16 protein-coding genes are annotated in these 17,302 nt (G+C 60.1%); 10 read left to right on the top strand and 6 right to left on the bottom strand.

Going from position 1 to position 17,302, the window contains the following annotated elements; genetic code table 11:
• Positions 1-25 precede the first annotated feature (25 nt).
• The 3 genes from EAH78_RS05380 to EAH78_RS05370 form a co-directional block, all read right to left on the bottom strand.
• Positions 26-814: an OmpA family protein gene (locus EAH78_RS05380; protein ID WP_140666422.1), complete on the bottom strand. Its 789-nt coding sequence runs from the start codon at positions 812-814 to the stop codon at positions 26-28.
• A gap of 55 nt (positions 815-869) precedes the next feature.
• Positions 870-1,271 carry a DUF4398 domain-containing protein gene (locus EAH78_RS05375; RefSeq protein ID WP_140666419.1) on the bottom strand — a complete coding sequence of 134 codons (402 nt, stop codon included), beginning with the start codon at positions 1,269-1,271 and terminating at the stop codon, positions 870-872.
• Positions 1,272-1,636: 365 nt separating this feature from the next.
• On the bottom strand, positions 1,637-1,981 hold the full coding sequence (locus EAH78_RS05370) for a pilin assembly protein (RefSeq protein ID WP_140666417.1): 345 nt from the start codon (positions 1,979-1,981) through the stop codon (positions 1,637-1,639).
• 214 nt (positions 1,982-2,195) lie between these two features.
• Here EAH78_RS05370 and ppc point away from each other — a divergent pair, with 214 nt between their 5' ends.
• The 6 genes from ppc to EAH78_RS05340 all read left to right on the top strand — a co-directional run bounded on the left by ppc (position 2,196) and on the right by EAH78_RS05340 (position 8,734).
• Positions 2,196-4,826 carry a phosphoenolpyruvate carboxylase gene (gene ppc, locus EAH78_RS05365; protein ID WP_140666415.1) on the top strand — a complete coding sequence of 877 codons (2,631 nt, stop codon included), beginning with the start codon at positions 2,196-2,198 and terminating at the stop codon, positions 4,824-4,826.
• 288 nt (positions 4,827-5,114) lie between these two features.
• Positions 5,115-5,762, top strand: a complete 648-nt coding sequence (adk, locus tag EAH78_RS05360) for an adenylate kinase (RefSeq protein WP_027924949.1) — start codon at positions 5,115-5,117, stop codon at positions 5,760-5,762.
• A gap of 86 nt (positions 5,763-5,848) precedes the next feature.
• On the top strand, positions 5,849-6,523 hold the full coding sequence (gene tsaB, locus EAH78_RS05355) for a tRNA (adenosine(37)-N6)-threonylcarbamoyltransferase complex dimerization subunit type 1 TsaB (RefSeq protein ID WP_140666413.1): 675 nt from the start codon (positions 5,849-5,851) through the stop codon (positions 6,521-6,523).
• A 189-nt stretch (positions 6,524-6,712) separates the two neighbouring features.
• A complete protein-coding gene (locus tag EAH78_RS05350; RefSeq protein ID WP_123433679.1) occupies positions 6,713-7,018 on the top strand; it encodes a hypothetical protein in 306 nt (101 codons plus the stop codon).
• A complete protein-coding gene (locus EAH78_RS05345; RefSeq protein WP_140666410.1) occupies positions 7,018-7,878 on the top strand; it encodes a DUF72 domain-containing protein in 861 nt (286 codons plus the stop codon). Before EAH78_RS05350 ends, EAH78_RS05345 begins: the two co-directional genes overlap by 1 nt.
• 34 nt (positions 7,879-7,912) lie before the next feature.
• Positions 7,913-8,734, top strand: coding sequence for an isocitrate lyase/PEP mutase family protein (locus tag EAH78_RS05340; RefSeq protein ID WP_140666403.1), 822 nt, complete (start codon positions 7,913-7,915; stop codon positions 8,732-8,734).
• A gap of 34 nt (positions 8,735-8,768) precedes the next feature.
• On the opposite strand, the gene EAH78_RS05335 is transcribed toward EAH78_RS05340, so the two are convergent.
• A complete protein-coding gene (locus EAH78_RS05335; RefSeq protein WP_140666398.1) occupies positions 8,769-9,389 on the bottom strand; it encodes an energy transducer TonB in 621 nt (206 codons plus the stop codon).
• Between the two features lie 93 nt (positions 9,390-9,482).
• On the opposite strand from EAH78_RS05335, the gene EAH78_RS05330 reads away from it, so the two are divergent.
• Complete coding sequence (locus tag EAH78_RS05330) at positions 9,483-10,265, top strand: class I SAM-dependent methyltransferase (RefSeq protein ID WP_140666395.1); 783 nt, start codon at positions 9,483-9,485, stop codon at positions 10,263-10,265.
• Positions 10,266-10,398: 133 nt separating this feature from the next.
• Here EAH78_RS05330 and EAH78_RS05325 read toward each other — a convergent pair whose 3' ends face one another.
• On the bottom strand, positions 10,399-11,034 hold the full coding sequence (locus EAH78_RS05325) for a TetR/AcrR family transcriptional regulator (protein ID WP_140666394.1): 636 nt from the start codon (positions 11,032-11,034) through the stop codon (positions 10,399-10,401).
• Positions 11,035-11,127: 93 nt separating this feature from the next.
• Between EAH78_RS05325 and EAH78_RS05320 the strand changes: the two genes are divergently transcribed.
• From EAH78_RS05320 to EAH78_RS05310, 3 genes are all read left to right on the top strand, one after another.
• Positions 11,128-12,228, top strand: a complete 1,101-nt coding sequence (locus EAH78_RS05320; RefSeq protein ID WP_140666392.1) for an efflux RND transporter periplasmic adaptor subunit — start codon at positions 11,128-11,130, stop codon at positions 12,226-12,228.
• 6 nt (positions 12,229-12,234) lie between these two features.
• Positions 12,235-15,300 (top strand): efflux RND transporter permease subunit, encoded by a 3,066-nt coding sequence (locus EAH78_RS05315; RefSeq protein WP_140666390.1) that lies wholly within the window; start codon positions 12,235-12,237, stop codon positions 15,298-15,300.
• A 95-nt stretch (positions 15,301-15,395) separates the two neighbouring features.
• Positions 15,396-16,526, top strand: a complete 1,131-nt coding sequence (locus tag EAH78_RS05310) for a Fic family protein (protein ID WP_140666389.1) — start codon at positions 15,396-15,398, stop codon at positions 16,524-16,526.
• Between the two features lie 63 nt (positions 16,527-16,589).
• On the opposite strand, the gene EAH78_RS05305 is transcribed toward EAH78_RS05310, so the two are convergent.
• Positions 16,590-17,279 carry a DUF4197 domain-containing protein gene (locus EAH78_RS05305; RefSeq protein WP_140666387.1) on the bottom strand — a complete coding sequence of 230 codons (690 nt, stop codon included), beginning with the start codon at positions 17,277-17,279 and terminating at the stop codon, positions 16,590-16,592.
• Positions 17,280-17,302: the final 23 nt, after the last annotated feature.

Genomic DNA, 17,302 nt, shown 5'->3' with positions numbered 1-17,302 from the left:
GGGCTTTGTGGTTACCGCGTGACGCTTAGTTCGAGCTGACAGCCGAACGCGGAATCACCGGCTGGTTGTCATTGGAAATGGTCACTTCAACCCGACGATTCTGTGCCCGGCCCGACACGCTGGAATTCTCCGCGACCGGATATTCCTTGCCATAACCCTGAGCAACGATGCGCGCTGGATCAACGCCCATCTTCACCAGCGCCGTGCGCACGGAACCAGCTCGACGCTCCGACAACGACTGGTTATGGCCCTCGGTGCCGGTGCTGTCGGTGTAACCCTCGACGATCACTTTGCGATCCGGATTTTCCGAGAGGAACTGCGCCAGTTTGTTGATGTTCGCCATACCGCTTGACTTCAGGTCAGCGCGATCGGTGGCAAACAACACATCACCAAACGTCACCAAGGTGCCGCGATCGGTTTGCTTGGCGTTCAGGCTGTTCTGCAGTTGTTTGATCTGTGCATCGCGCGCATCCAGACGCGCCTGGGCACGTTGTGCCGAGACGTTTTTCAGGTTGGCTTCGGCGGTGCGCAGGGCGATGGTCTGCTTGGCCACTTCAACGCGCTGAGTGGTCAGGTAAGCCAGTTGATCGACCTTGGCCGGGTCTTGCTTGTCGCGATACGCCTGATCGGCTTTGTCCAGGTAATCACTGGCGTCTTTGGTTTCCAGTGCCGCGACTTTGCTCGCTTGCGGGTTGGCTTGCAGGCCGCTGTAGTTGGTGCGCGCCTGTTCCAGGTTCGCGTTAGGCGGGGTGGAGCAGGCGGCCAGGGCAACGCTGACGGCGAGGAGAGCGGGGATCATCAATTGTGTACGCATAATCATTCGTCCTTTTAATCGGTAAGAGCTTCAGGTCCGGGGTCTGGATGCGCGCTTACTGCACGGTGCGCTGACTTTCCTGACGCAGTTCCTGAACACCTTGCTGAGAGTCCTTCAGTGTCTGTTGAGCTTTCATCGCCTGAGCCTTGCGTTCCGCCACACGAGCGTCCCATTCGGCTTGTTCGGCGAGCATCCGCGCCTCGTCATACTTTTTGTCGTGCATGGCGATTTCGGCTTGTTTGAATTTGTCCTGCGCGGACTTCATTTCCACGGCCGCAAACTCGGTGCCGCCAGCACTGACCGCGTCATTGACGGCGGATTGGGTGACCGCGTATTGCTCGGTCGGCGGATGACCGGCGCAACCGGCCAGAATGAAACTGCTGCCGATGGCCAGGGCAGCCAGTTTCAGGCCACGCAAGTGAGTGGATGAGGTGGTTTTCATGGTCTTCAACTCCATTGGGATAACTCCTGTAAAACTTCAAAATCCATCCTGGTATGGAGCCGTAACCGACTGACTAAATGCGCGATATGAAACGACCGTACCAGGCGTGGTTACTGGGTACGACCGTAGGCATTTTTTAAAAGTTCAGAGAAATTCACGCAGCCTGCGAAAAACCACGAAAGGCTCTAAATCGGGAACTTTGGCGGCGATAGGTGGTATTCCTGGGCTTTTTTTTGCTCAGGCACACACGATTTTGATGGATATTATTTCCCCTGTAGGAGTGAGCCTGCTCGCGATAGCGGTCTGCCATTCGACACTTTTGTCGTCTGACACACCGCTATCGCGAGCAGGCTCACTCCTACAGTTTTACATCGGCAGGATCAGTGTTTTTGCTTCTCGCTACCGGTCGCTAAATCGTGCAAATGACGCCGCGACAACGCGAGAAAACGCGGTGTAGGACCGACGTCTTCGTACAGCGGATCACCTTCTTCGTCAGTCGCCACAACGGTTGAGCCCTTCACGTAGGGAAAGCTTTTCTCCAGCTCTTCCAAGGCGGCACCGATCAGCTCGCCGAGCAGCTCTTCAGGTTGGCGTTTGGGGTACATTTCGGTAATGGCCGCCAGCCGTGCGGCGGCTTCCACGTCCAGGTGAATCGTGTAGCCCGTCTCGGTCAGGCGACCCTTGGCGTTTTCTTCCCAATGCTGGGCAAGCTCGCGAATTTTCATAGTGACCTCAATGCGTTCCTGCTCGTGGCAGGCCGTGACAGTGTCCGGCAATGGCCGGCGAAAGCCGTTGTGCGGCTTCCTCTTCAGACTAGCTTCTGCGCGCCGGGTTTAAAGTCCCTTCGTCGTTTGCTTGTAAGAACGGCTTTACGGCGGCACTCTTGGGGTCAAAGCATGATGTTCATGGCCGCCCGGATTTTTTGCTGGAGAACTGCTGATGACCGATATTGATGCACGCTTGCGCGAAGACGTTCACCTGTTGGGGGAGTTGCTGGGCAACACCATTCGTGAACAGTACGGCGATGGGTTTCTCGACAAGATCGAGCAGATCCGCAAGGGCGCCAAGGCCGATCGACGCGGCTCGATGGACGCCGAACTGAGCGCCAGCCTCAACCAATTGAGCGAGGACGAGTTGCTGCCGGTGGCGCGGGCGTTCAACCAGTTTCTCAACCTGGCCAACATCGCCGAGCAATATCAGCTGATTCACCGCCGCGAAGCCTCGCAGCCCGCGCCGTTCGAGGCGCGCGTGTTGCCGGAACTGCTCGCTCGCCTGCGCGCCGAAGGCCACAGCGCCGACGCGCTGGCCCGGCAATTGGGGCGACTGGAGATCGAGCTGGTGCTGACCGCGCACCCGACCGAAGTGGCGCGCCGCACGTTGATCCAGAAGTACGACGCGATTGCCGCGCAACTGGCGGCGCAAGACCACCGTGACCTGACCCCGGCTGAACGCGAGCAAATCCAGGCGAAATTACAGCGCCTGATCGCCGAAGCCTGGCACACCGAAGAAATTCGCCGCACTCGCCCGACACCTGTCGATGAAGCCAAATGGGGCTTCGCGGTGATCGAGCATTCGCTGTGGCAGGCGATCCCCAATTACCTGCGCAAGGCCGATAAAGCCCTGTTTGACGCAACCGGCCTGCACCTGCCACTGGAGGCCGCGCCGATTCGGTTCGCCTCGTGGATGGGCGGCGATCGCGACGGCAACCCCAACGTGACCGCGGCCGTGACTCGTGAAGTGTTGCTGCTGGCGCGCTGGATGGCCGCCGATTTGTACGTGCGCGACATCGATCATCTGGCGGCGGAATTATCGATGCAACAGGCTAGCGAGGCCTTGAAAGCCAAGGCTGGGGACAGCGCCGAACCGTATCGCGCGGTGCTGAAACAACTGCGTGAACGTCTGCGGGCGACGCGTAATTGGGCGCACGCATCCTTGACGATGACCACCCCGGCGCCGGCCGATGTGCTGCAAAACAACCGCGACTTGCTCGATCCGCTGGAGCTCTGCTACCAGTCGCTGCATGAGTGCGGCATGGGCGTGATCGCCGACGGCCCGTTGCTCGATTGCCTGCGGCGGGCGGTGACTTTCGGTCTGTTCCTGGTGCGCCTCGATGTGCGTCAGGATTCCTCGCGGCATACCGCCGCCATGACCGAAATCACCGATTACCTGGGCCTCGGTCGCTACGAAGACTGGAGCGAGGAGGAGCGCATCGCCTTCCTGATGCGCGAGCAGAACAACCGGCGACCGTTGCTGCCGGCGTATTTCAAACCGTCGGCCGACACCGCCGAAGTGCTGGCGACCTGCCGGGAAATCGCCGCCGCCCCTGGCGCTTCACTGGGCTCATATGTGATCTCCATGGCCGGTGCCGCCTCCGACGTGCTCGCCGTGCAACTGCTGCTCAAAGAGGCTGGCGTACTGCGGCCGATGCGTGTGGTGCCGCTGTTCGAAACCCTCGCGGACCTCGACAACGCCGGCCCGGTGATCGAAAAGCTGTTGCTGCTGCCCGGCTATCGTTCGCGCTTGCAGGGGCCGCAGGAAGTGATGATCGGCTACTCCGACTCGGCCAAGGATGCCGGCACGACAGCGGCGGCCTGGGCGCAGTATCGGGCGCAGGAACGCTTGGTCGACATCTGCCGCGAGCAGCAAGTGGAGCTGCTGTTGTTCCACGGTCGCGGTGGCACCGTAGGGCGTGGCGGCGGTCCGGCGCACGCGGCGATTCTGTCGCAGCCGCCGGGTTCGGTCGCCGGGCGTTTCCGCACCACTGAGCAAGGGGAAATGATTCGTTTCAAATTCGGCCTGCCGGACATCGCCGAGCAAAACCTTAATCTGTACCTGGCCGCGGTGCTGGAAGCGACCTTGCTGCCACCGCCGCCACCAGAGCCCGCGTGGCGGCATTTGATGGACGAATTGGCCGCCGATGGGGTCAAGGCCTACCGCGCCGTGGTGCGTGAGAACCCGCAATTCGTCGAGTATTTCCGCCAGTCAACGCCGGAACAGGAACTGGGGCGCTTGCCGCTGGGCAGTCGTCCGGCCAAGCGCCGCGCCGGCGGGATCGAGAGCCTGCGCGCGATTCCGTGGATCTTCGGCTGGACGCAAACGCGCCTGATGTTGCCGGCCTGGCTGGGTTGGGAGGCTGCGTTGAGCAAGGCTCTGGAACGCGGTGAAGGCGAACTCCTGGGGCAGATGCGCGAGCAATGGCCGTTCTTCCGCACGCGCATCGACATGCTGGAAATGGTCCTGGCCAAAGCGGACGCTGACATCGCCCAATCCTACGATGAGCGTCTGGTCGAGCCGGATTTGCTTCCTTTAGGTGTGCACTTACGCGACCTATTGTCGCAGGCGTGCGCCGTGGTCCTTGGATTGACTGGTCAGTCGCAGCTACTGGCACATAGCCCGGAGACCCTTGAATTCATCCGGTTGCGCAACACCTACCTCGACCCGCTTCATCTATTGCAGGCGGAGTTGCTGGCGCGTTCGCGACAACAGGATGTCGCGCAGGGTAGCCCGGTAGAACAGGCGTTGCTGGTGTCTGTGGCGGGGATTGCCGCCGGTTTGCGAAATACCGGCTAAGGTTTTTGCTGTGGGGCAAGGCACTCGGCGCGGGCGTCGGGTGCCTGTGGGCGAAGGCCGGAAAAGGTCGGTCAGGCGACAGTTAATGATGGGGTTGCGACTTGGGGCACTCCATCAAAAGGTCACGTCAGGCAGCGGTTTCTCCGACTTTCGGCGGCTTGTGTGGTCCGGGCCTGCTGTGTATCTTGGTCAGCCTCTGGCCGTTTGGGCGGCCACGACCCTATTTTTGAGATTGGCCCCACGAGGCGAATCTGACGTTATCCATATAAAAAATTGAGGAGCACATCGATGCGCGTCATTCTGCTGGGAGCTCCCGGGGCCGGTAAAGGTACTCAGGCTAAGTTCATCACCGAGAAATTCGGCATTCCGCAAATCTCCACTGGCGACATGTTGCGTGCAGCCGTCAAGGCCGGCACCGAGTTGGGCCTGATCGCCAAGAGCGTCATGGACAGCGGCGGTCTGGTCTCCGATGACCTGATCATCAACCTGGTCAAGGAACGCATCAGCCAGGCCGATTGCGCCAACGGTTTCCTGTTCGACGGTTTCCCGCGCACCATTCCTCAGGCTGAAGCCCTGGTGAAGGCCGGCGTCGAGCTGGACCACGTGCTGGAGATCGACGTCAAAGACGAAGACATCGTCCAGCGTATCGCCGGTCGTCGTGTTCACGAGGCAAGCGGCCGCGTGTACCACATCGTCTACAACCCGCCGAAAATTGCCGGTAAAGACGACATCACCGGCGACGAGCTGGTACAGCGCAAAGACGACACCGAAGAAACCGTGCGTCATCGCCTGTCGGTCTACCACGCCCAGACCGAGCCTCTGGTGAAGTTTTACCAGGAGCTGTCCGCCGCTCAAGGCAAACCGAAGTACAGCCACGTCGAAGGTGTTGGCTCGGTTGAAGCAATCACCGGCAAAGTGCTTGAAGCACTGAGCTAAAAAACGCTTCATCTTCTACGGCCCGCTTGCGGGCCGTAGTTGTTTATACTGGCGCACTTTTTCTGACCTCTCTTACGGAAACATCGATGAGCACCTTGCTGGCCCTGGACACCGCGACTGAAGCTTGCTCCGTTGCCTTGCTGCATGACGGCAAAGTCACGAGCCATTACGAGGTGATCCCGCGCCTGCATGCGCAGAAGCTATTGCCGATGATCCAGCAATTGCTCGCTGATGCCGGAACCACACTGCAAGCGGTCGATGCCATCGCGTTTGGTCGTGGGCCGGGTGCGTTTACTGGCGTACGGATCGCCATTGGTGTGGTCCAGGGCCTGGCGTTTGCGCTGGATCGCCCGGTGTTGCCGGTGTCGAACCTGGCGGTGCTGGCGCAACGTGCGTATCGGGAGCACGGGGTGAGCCAGGTGGCGTCGGCTATTGATGCTCGGATGGATGAAGTGTATTGGGGCTGCTACCGCGAAACGGCGGGGGAGATGCTCCTGGTGGGCAATGAAGCCGTGTTGTCGCCGGAAGTGGCGGCGTTGCCGGCGGATGCCAGCGGCGTGTGGTTTGGTGCGGGCACGGGTTGGGGGTATGCCGAGCGCATTGCCGTGAACCTGACCGGGCATGATGCCGGTATGTTGCCGCATGCCGAAGACCTGCTGACGCTCGCGCGGTTTGCCTGGGCACGGGGTGAGGCGATTGTGGCGGATGAGGCTCAACCGGTTTATCTGCGCGATAAAGTGGCGACGCCGAAAGCCCGGTAATCCAGAGGGCTTTTGTGGCGAGGGGGCAAGCCCCCTCGCCACAATAGATGCTCCACTGCCTGCCAATCGTCGATTTATACCCCCGGCTTTTAAACCTTTTCCCGATTCTGTGTTCTAGTTATCACCAAGCGGTTTGCGAAGCGGCCATTGCGCCACTAAACTGCCATCATTGATACCGGACATGTACTCATGCGTATAGACGGCCTTTCCTCTCAGTCCTACCCCATCAAGCGCAAGGCTCGCAAAGGCCCTGTGGCGGAAGACGATTACGTCGATATCGACGGTGAGCTGGAAATCCCCTCGGAAGAGCAAATGGCTGCCCGTGCCGCCAAAGCCTCGGCGCAACGCCTGAGCAATCTGCCGGCGCGTCAGCAAGACATGATCTACCACCGCGCCATGAGCAAAAGCGTCGCCACCGCGCTCGCCAGCTATCTGAGCACGGCCACTTTTGTCGATTGGGATACGGATGTGCTGGGCCTCGACCTGTACATCTGATGCGGCTGCCTTACTACCTCGGCTGCCCGTCCTGGAGTGAAAACGCCTGGCGCGATTACCTCTACCCGCCAGACGCGAAATCCTCCGAATTTCTAACGCTCTATACCCAAGTATTCAATGCCGTAGAAGGCAATACGACCTTCTACGCGAGCCCGGCTGCCACCACTGTCGAGCGGTGGGCCGAGGCCATGCCCGAGCACTTTCGTTTCACCGCCAAGTTTCCAGGCGATATCAGCCACGGCGGTGACCTGCGCGAGCAACTGACCGCCGCCGAAACCTTCGTGCAATTGCTCAGCCCCTTGGGTGAGCGGGTTTCGCCGTTGTGGCTGCAATTGTCGAAAAGCTTCACGCCGCAGCGATTGCCCGAATTGGCCGCGTTCATTGATGCGCTGCAACGACCGCTGGCCGTCGAAGTGCGACACGATGCGTTCTTCGCCAAGGGTGATGCCGAGCGCATGCTCAATCGCCTGCTGCTGGATCGCGGTGTCGAACGCATCTGCCTGGATCCGCGTGCGCTGTTCAGCTGCACGTCGACCGATCCCTCGGTGCTCCACGCCCAATCGAAAAAGCCCAAAGTGCCGCCACGCCCGGCGGCATTCACCCAGTTCCCGCAGGTGCGTTTCATCGGCCATCCACAGCTGGAAGCCAACGATCCGTTTCTGCTGCCATGGGTCGAAAAAATCGCCGCGTGGATCGAAGAGGGGCGTACGCCCTACATCTTCCTGCACACCGCCGATAACTTGCTGGCCGCCAAACTCGCGCAACGTTTTCACGCGCAACTGATGCTGCGTTTGCCTGGCCTGCCGCCGCTGCCTGAGCTATACAGAGAACCCGCAGCGGAGCAACTTGGCTTGCTCTGAGGCGGATTCTTTCCCCTTTTCAGGAGCCTGCCCAATGGATGCGCAAACCCTTCGAGCCCAGGCGTTCAAAGCATTGCACGAACGCGACGGGGCTTTTGTCATTCCCAACCCGTGGGACGCCGGCTCGGCGAAGATGCTCGCCAGCCTCGGTTTTGAGGCGCTGGCAACCACCAGTGCCGGCTACGCCTTTTCCAATGCACGCCCCGATGGCGCGTTGAGCCTCGACGATACGCTGGCGAATGTACGGGCGATTGTCGCGGCCACTGATCTGCCGGTGGCGGTGGATCTGGAAAACGGTTTTGCCGATGACCCCGCCGAGTGCGCCCAGAGCATTTTGCGCGCGGCGGAGGCCGGTGCGGTTGGCGGTTCTATCGAAGATGCCACGGGCCGTGAAGCGGCGCCGATCTACTGCTTCGAGCATGCCGTGGCGCGGGTTGAAGCGGCGGTGGCGGTAGCGCGCAGTTTGCCGTTCCCCTTCATGCTGACTGCGCGCGCGGAGAATTTCCTGCACGGCAATCCCGATCTCGCCGACACCCTTCGCCGCTTGCAGGCGTTCGCCGAAGCGGGCGCAGACGTGCTCTACGCGCCGGGACTGCGCAGCGCTGAAGACGTGTTGGCGGTGGTCCGTGCGGTGGCGCCAAAACCGGTCAATGTGTTGATGTCCGGCGGGCTCAAGTTGACGGTCGAGCAGTTGAGCGAAATGGGCGTCAAGCGCATCAGCGTTGGATCGGCACTCGCGCTGGCGGCGTATGGCGAGTTTTTCCGTGCGGCTGAAGAAATCAAGACTTCGGGCACGTTCGGATTTACCTCGCGCTCCATGCCGTACGCGAAGGCTAACCAACTGTTCAAAGGTTGAGGCTGCGGTTTTTCTGAGAGCCTGTTATTGAAGGTCAGGCGGCGATGCGCAGGTTTTGCAGAACGATCGGGCGAGCCCAGCCGTTATCGAAATCGAGTTGTTTCTGTTGTTCCACCAGTTCATCTGGGGAGAACGGCGGGAACGGCTTGTCCAGCAGGTCCATTTCAAATTCGGCGATGGGCAGGTGCAGCGGACGCGGTTGTGGCGCCGGGCCGGCTTCCGGCACGGGTTGACCGGCGGTGAGCACGATAGGGCGAACCCAGCCGCTTTCGAAGTCCTGTTGTTTCTGCTGAGCGACGATTTCTTCCCGCGGGAACGGTGGGGCCGGTTTGTCGGCCAGGTCCATTTCGAACTCGGCAATCGGCAAAAACAGTGGCTCCGGTGGGCGGACCACGGTATCCGTCACGTTGCATTCGCGCTGGGAGACGATGTGTGCCAGCAGATCGCTGCCGACGGTGGGCTCGACCGGGCTGTCGAGATCGACCGGTGGAAACTTGAGCGACTCGGGAACCCCATCACCCGGCTGATCGGCCAACGCCCGGGCAAAAAAATCTTGCCACAGGTGACTGACACCGCCCAACGCCTGGGTGTTTCGCAGGTTGTAATCGCCGTAGGGCGAGATAAAACCTGTGATTGTGGGTTGAAAGTCTGACATTTCTCTCGGTCGACGCTCAGCTCTGGCAAAATGCCCGTTAGTTTTGTTATCGGCCGTTTTTGCCGATCATTAATTTTTTGAGCGTGTTTTCCGATGATTGATCAACCGGCGGTTTGCCGCATCCATGTCGAGGCCCTGGGCACGACCTTTCAGCCCCAGGCCGAGCAATGGGCCGAGCGCCTGGGCTTGCCGTTGCAGGTGGATGACGGCGACTTTGCCTTGCAGGTCGGTGAGGAGGGTTTACAGCTGCAACAGCTCGGGGCGGATGCGCCGGGGCCGGTGCGGGTGGACTTCGTCGAAGGCGGGGCGGCGCATCGCCGGTTGTTCGGTGGCGGCACGGGGCAGATGATCGCCAAGGCTGTTGGCATTGCGCAGGGCGTGCGTCCGCGTGTTCTGGATGCCACGGCGGGGTTGGGCAAGGATGCGTTCGTGCTGGCGAGCCTGGGCTGCGAGATGAGCCTGATCGAGCGTCAGCCGCTGATCGGCGCCTTGCTGGAGGATGGTCTGGCGCGGGGCGCTGAAGATTTCGACGTGGCGCCCATCGTCGCGCGCATGCGTTTGCTCAAGGGCAACTCGATTGAAGTGATGCGCAATTGGGAAGGTGAGCCGCCGCAGGTGATCTACCTCGACCCGATGTTTCCCCATCGCGAGAAAACCGCGTTGGTGAAGAAAGAAATGCGCTTGTTCCGGCCGTTGGTGGGGGATGACCCGGATGCGCCAGCGTTGCTGGAAGCCGCATTGGCATTGGCCAGTCACCGGGTGGTGGTCAAGCGGCCGCGCAAGGCACCGTGTATTGCCGGGCCCAAGCCGAGTCATGCGCTGGACGGGAAATCCAGCCGGTATGACATTTATCCGAAGAAAGCGCTCAAACCCTGATACCGAGTTGCCTGCTTCGCGAGCAAGCCCGCTCCCACATTCAACCGCATTCCCATGAGGGGACTCGATCAAATGTGGGAGCGGGCTTGCTCGCGAAGGGGCCAGTGCAGGCGGTCGAATCCTGTCAGGCTGTCTAGGGCCGATAAGCCCGCATAAACAACTCCACCACTTCCTGCACATGTTCCTCGGCCGCCTCCCCGGTCACTGGCCCGCCGCAGCCATACAGCAACCGAAAATTGCCCCCGCCCTTGAGCAAGCAGAAGAAATGCTCAGCCGCATTACGCGGTTTTTCAATGCTCAACACACCGCTTTGATCCACCTGGGTCAGCAACCGCTCCATGCCATCGAGCATGCGTTGCGGGCCGGCTTCGAAAAAGATCAGCGAGAGTTTCGGGTCCTGGCTGCCGAGGGTGATCATCAAGCGGTGCAGGTTCACCGATTCGTCGCTGTTGATCAGCTGATGAAAGCCGTGTGCGATGTTCAGCAGCACGGTTTCTACCGCAACCCCATCCGCCAGTTCGAAAAACAGCGGTGGCAGTTGCTCTTCGCACTTGGCGACCACGGCAGCGGAGAACAGCGTCTCCTTGTCGTTGAAGTGGCTATAGACAGTCAGCTTGGACACGCCAGCCTCCGCCGCCACGGCATCCATGCTGGTGTTCGCGTAACCCTTGCTCACAAACAGAATTTTCGCCGCATCGAGGATGGCCTGGCGCTTGGCCAGATCCTTGGGGCGGCCCGGACCGTTGGGTGCTGAAAGATTGTTCGGCATATTCGCTTTTATTACTGGACTGGTGAGTTTGCTATTAATAACATACTCGCCAGTATAATTATTCCAAGCACCATTAGCGAAAGGTCGTTCACCATGTTCCGCTATGCCTTGCCCCTCGCGTTGCCAGCAACTCTGGCGTTTTTATTGACTGCGTGTGGTCACGAAGAGGCGCCTCAAGTCACCCTTCGCCCGGCCATGGTGGTGCAGCCAGAGCCTTCGGCGCAGGCGATGGAAAGCTATCCCGGTGAAGTGCGGGCGCGGTATGAGCCGGACCTGGCGTTTCGCATTGGTGGCAAAGTCAGCCGACGACTGGTCGAGGAAGGGCAGCGCGTCAAGGCTGACCAGCCTCTGGCGGAGCTCGACCCACAAGACGTACGCCTGCAACTGGAAGCCACCCGCGCCCAGGTCGCCGCCGCCGAGGCCAATCTCAGCCTGGTGCGCGCCGAGCGGGATCGCTACAAGACCCTGATGGACCGTCAGATGGTCAGCCATTCGCAATACGACAATGCGGAAAACCTTTACCGATCCGGTGAAGCCCGCCTCAAGCAAATCAAAGCTGAATTCAATGTCTCGACCAATCAGGCGAGCTACGCGGTACTGCGCGCGCCTCAGGATGGCGTCGTGTCCAAGCGGGCCGTGGAAGTCGGGCAAGTGGTGGCAGCCGGGCAAACCGTTTTCACCATTGCCACCGATGGCGAGCGTGAGGTGTTGATCAGCCTGCCGGAGCAGAGTTTCGGCCGCTTCAAGGTGGGTCAGCCGGTATCGGTAGAACTCTGGACCCAACCTGATCAACGCTTCGCCGGCCGCATCCGCGAACTGTCGCCTGCCGCCGATCCAAAATCGCGCACCTTCGCCGCCCGCATCGCGTTCACCGCCGGCAAAGTCCCGGCGGAGCTCGGCCAAAGCGCCCGGGTGTTCATCCAGACGGCGGAAACCATTGCACTGTCGGTGCCGTTATCAGCCGTCACCGCGGAAAACGGTGCGACCTACGTGTGGGTGCTCGGCGCCAACAACACCTTGAAAAAAGCCCCGGTGCGGGTCGGTCCGTTCGGCGAGAAAACCGTACCAGTGCTCGAAGGCCTTAACGCCAGCGACTGGGTGGTGGCCGCCGGTGTTCATGTGCTGCATGACGGGCAACAAGTGCGTCCGGTGGATCGCTCCAACCGCGTGGTCAATCTGGCGGACAAGGAGTAATTCCCGATGCGCTTCAACCTTTCCGAATGGGCGCTGCGTAATCGCCAGATCGTACTGTTCCTGATGCTCTTGCTGGCCGTCGTCGGTGCGCTTTCCTACACCAAACTCGGACAGAGCGAAGACCCGCCGTTTACCTTCAAGGCCATGGTGATTCGCACCAACTGGCCGGGGGCCACGGCCCAGGAAGTGTCGCGCCAGGTCACCGAACGCATCGAGAAGAAACTCATGGAAACCGGCGAGTACGAGCGCATCGTCTCGTTCTCCCGTCCGGGTGAATCCCAGGTGACGTTTATCGCGCGCGATGCCATGGATTCGAAGGAAATCCCCGAGCTCTGGTATCAGGTCCGCAAGAAGATCAGCGACATCCGCCATACCTTGCCACCGGGCATTCAGGGGCCGTTTTTCAACGATGAGTTCGGCACCACTTTCGGCAACATCTACGCCCTGACCGGCGACGGTTTTGATTACGCGGTGTTGAAGGACTACGCCGACCGCATCCAGATCCAGCTGCAACGGGTCAAGGATGTGGGCAAGGTTGATCTGCTCGGACTGCAGGACGAGAAAATCTGGATCGAGCTGTCCAACGTCAAACTCGCCACTCTTGGCCTGCCGTTGGCCGCCGTGCAACAAGCGCTTGAAGAGCAGAACGCGGTGTCGACGGCCGGGTTCTTCGAAACCACCAGTGAGCGATTGCAGCTACGGGTCTCGGGGAATTTTCAGACCGTCGATGAGATCAAGAACTTCCCGATCCGCGTTGGTGATCGTACGTTCCGCATTTCCGATGTGGCCGACGTTCGCCGTGGTTTTAACGATCCTCCTGCACCGCGTATGCGCTTCATGGCCGAAAACGCTATCGGTCTGGCCGTGGCGATGAAGGACGGCGGCGACATCCTGGTGCTGGGCAAGGCGCTGGAAGTCGAGTTCGACCGCATCCAGAACAACCTCCCGGCCGGCATGCAATTGCGCAAGGTGTCGGATCAGCCCGCCGCAGTGAAAACCAGCGTCGGCGAATTCGTTCAGGTGCTGGTGGAGGCCTTGGCGATTGTGTTGCTGGTGAGCTTCTTCTCACTGGGCATGCGCACCGGCATGGTGGTGGCGCTGGCGATTCCGCTGGTGCTGGCGATGACGTTTGCCTGCATGTATTACCTCGGCATCGGCCTGCACAAGATTTCCCTCGGCGCGTTGGTGCTGGCGCTGGGGTTGCTGGTGGATGACGCGATCATCGCCGTGGAAATGATGGCGATCAAAATGGAGCAGGGCTTCGACCGCGTCAAGGCGGCCAGTTATGCCTGGACCAGCACGGCATTCCCGATGCTCACCGGTACGTTGATCACCGCCGCCGGCTTCCTGCCGATTGCCACCGCGCAATCGAGCACCGGCGAATACACCCGCTCGATCTTCCAGGTGGTGACCATCGCGTTGCTGGCCTCATGGGTGGCCGCGGTGGTGTTTGTGCCGTACCTGGGGGAAAAACTCCTGCCGGACCTGGCGAAAATTCATGCGGCGAAACACGGCACGGATCAGCCCGACCCTTACGGCACGCCGTTCTATCAGCGGGTCAGACGTCTGGTGGAATGGTGCGTACGGCGACGCAAAACGGTGATCGTGCTGACGATCCTGATGTTTGTTGCTTCAGTGATGTTATTCCGCTTCGTGCCGCAACAGTTCTTCCCGGCGTCGGGTCGGCTGGAGCTGATGATCGATTTGAAACTGGCCGAAGGCGCGTCCTTGAGCAACACCGCCGACGAAGTCAAACGCCTGGAAGCCATGCTGAAGGATCGCGCCGGTATCGACAATTACGTGGCCTACGTCGGCACCGGCTCACCGCGTTTCTACCTGCCACTGGATCAACAACTGCCAGCGGCAAGCTTCGCCCAGGTAGTGGTCCTGGCCAAGACCATCGAGGATCGCGAAAGCCTGCGCACGTGGCTGATCGAAACCCTCAACGAACAATTCCCGGCCTTGCGGGGGCGTGTCACGCGTCTTGAAAACGGACCGCCAGTGGGCTATCCGGTGCAGTTCCGGGTGACCGGTGAGCACATCGACGAAGTCCGCGCGCTGGCACGTAAAGTGGCGGCCAAGGTTCGCGAGAATCCGCACGTGGCCAACGTCCACCTGGATTGGGAAGAACCGAGCAAAGTGGTGTACCTGAACGTCGATCAGGACCGCGCCCGAGCCTTGGGCGTGAGCACGGCGAACTTGTCGAAGTTCCTTCAAAGTTCCCTGACCGGTTCCAGCGTCAGCCAGTACCGCGAAGACAATGAGTTGATCGAAATCCTGCTGCGCGGCACCTTGCACGAACGCACCGAGCTGTCGTTGCTGCCAAGCCTGGCCGTGCCGACCGACAACGGTCGCAGCGTGGCGCTGTCGCAGATCGCGACGCTGGAATACGGCTTCGAAGAAGGCATCATCTGGCACCGTAATCGCCTGCCAAACGTCACCGTTCGTGCCGACATCTACGGCAAGGAGCAACCCGCCACGCTGGTGCAGCAGATCATGCCGACACTTGATCCGATTCGCGCCGAATTGCCAGACGGCTACTTGCTGGACGTCGGCGGCACAGTCGAAGATTCCGCCCGCGGGCAGAACTCGGTGAAGGCCGGTGTGCCGCTGTTCATCGTGGTGGTGTTGACGTTGCTGATGCTGCAACTGCGCAGCTTCTCGCGCACGGTGATGGTGTTCCTCACCGCGCCGCTGGGGCTGATCGGCGTGACCTTGTTCCTGTTGGTGTTCCGGCAACCGTTCGGTTTTGTCGCGATGCTGGGGACCATCGCGCTGTCCGGGATGATCATGCGTAACTCGGTGATTCTGGTGGACCAGATCGAGCAAGACATCTTGGCAGGCCTCAAGCCCTGGCAGGCGATCATCGAGGCGACCGTGCGCCGCTTCCGCCCGATTGTATTGACCGCGCTGGCCGCGGTGCTGGCGATGATTCCGTTGTCTCGCAGCGTGTTCTTCGGGCCGATGGCGGTGGCGATCATGGGCGGGTTAATTGTGGCAACGGCGTTGACGTTGTTGTTCTTGCCGGCGTTGTATGCGGCTTGGTTCCGGGTGAAGAAAGAGCCGGTCTGACTTCCTACATGTATTTCAGAATCCTCCGATATTGAGTCAGAGGACTCTGAATGCCGTACTCATGTCTCAGTTTTACGAGTTTTGAGACAGTCGTCATGAAGAAGCCACCGGTTGTAACGGGCAGGACCGATCCGGTGTTCGACCTGTTGATGAAATCCCCCCACAAGGAACGCCTCCCGGATTACCTGGCCCTGCTGAAACCGCTGGATGATCAGGGGCGTTACCTCCCATTTGATGAATTGCGTTACCGCTGGGCGTCGGGGCTGGATTCAAGAGTGTGCTGGGCCTTGGTCAAAAAGGCCCGGACAGCACAGTATTCCTGCCTTCTGCCCTTGGGCGAGCCGGCCCAGTGGGGCAACTTCGTGCTGACGCCATTGGCGCAGAAAGCCATTTCGGCAGTCGATCGGCAAACCACCACCGCCGCACTGGAATACATGACCAGCCAGATCGGTGAGCGTGCGCATTTCAGCTATCTGCTCAATGACCTGATCGAAGACGAAGCCATCAGCAGCAGCCAACTCGAAGGCGCTGCAACCACCACGCGGGTGGCCAAGGACATGCTCAAGCGCCATCGCCTGCCGCGAACGCCCGACGAGCGAATGGTCATTGGCAACTACCAGATGATGAACTTTGCCTGGGAACAGCGTTATGAACTGCTGAGTGTGGAGCTCATCACAGCGATGCATCGTGTTGGCGTCGAGGGTATTGATGACGCGCAGTATTCGCCGGGCGAATTCAGAGGCAACGATGATGTGGTGGTGCAGGACGGCGAGGGCAACACCGTGCATACACCGCCGCCCGCCGCGGGGCTGGTGTCACGCTTGCAGGTGCTGTCGAAGTGGATCAATCAGTCCCACGACGATATCAATCGTGAGGACTACCTCCATCCGCTGGTGAAAGGCATCGCGCTGCATTTTGCCTTGGGTTACGAGCATCCTTTCCGCGATGGCAATGGTCGTGTCGCGCGGGCACTGTTTTACTGGTTCATGTTCAAGAATGACTTCTCGGCGTTTCGCTACATTGCGATCAGCGTATTGCTGCGCAACGCACCCTTGAAATACGGGCGTTCGTATTTGAACACCGAGGCCGATGAACTGGACCTGACCTACTTCATCGATTTCCAGTGTTCGGTGATCCTGCGGGCCGTCAGTGGTTTTATCGAGGTCTATCGGAACAGACTGACCCAGGGCGCACCCGTGGCCTCATCCATCATGGAGGCCGTTTAAATAAAAAGCCCGCTGAACCCGTAAAGGTCAGCGGGCTTTTTAATGGGGTTCAGTCGCTCGGAATTACAACGTGCCAAACACCTTCTTCGCCAGACTGGTCGCAGCCGCCGCAGGGTTCTGTCGGATGGTTTCTTCCTGTTTGCCGATCATCTCGAACAAACCGTTCAGGGCCTGTTCGGTGACATAGCTTTCGACGTTGGCATTCTTGGTATCCAGCACACCCATGGTCGCTGCCTGACCGGCGAACGTGTTGTATTGCTTGGCCAGGCCGACCTGATCAGTGGCCTGCTTCACAATCGGCAGGAACTTGACTCGGATCTGTTCGCGACTGGTTTTGTTCAGGTATTGAGTGGCCGAGTCGTTGCCGCCGCTGAGGATGGCCTTGGCATCTTCCACACTCATTTTCTTCACCGCGTCTACGAGGATTGGCTGAGCCTGGGTCACGGCAGTTTCAGCCGCCTTGTTCATGCTGGCTTCCAGTTCGTCGACCTGATCGCCCATGCCGAATTGCTTCATCTTGCCGGCGACCTTACCGAGTTTGCCCGGCAAACCGATTTTCACCTCAGGGTTGTTGCTGAAGCCACCCGGTGTACCGAGTTGTTTGACCGCCAGTTGCGCACCTTGGGTCAGGGCATCCTTGAGGCCCCCCGTGGCGTCTTTTTGCGACAGGTCGCTGAGTGACAGCGCCAGTGCGCTGGCAGAGATCATCAAGCCTGCGCAGAGGCCGGCGAAGCGAAGGGTAGGGCGGAACATGACAGCTTCCTTGTTCGGATTGA

Source organism: Pseudomonas arsenicoxydans, from assembly GCF_006438915.1.
Classification (GTDB): domain Bacteria; phylum Pseudomonadota; class Gammaproteobacteria; order Pseudomonadales; family Pseudomonadaceae; genus Aquipseudomonas; species Aquipseudomonas arsenicoxydans_A.
This window is presented reverse-complemented; position numbering and strand designations above follow the sequence as displayed.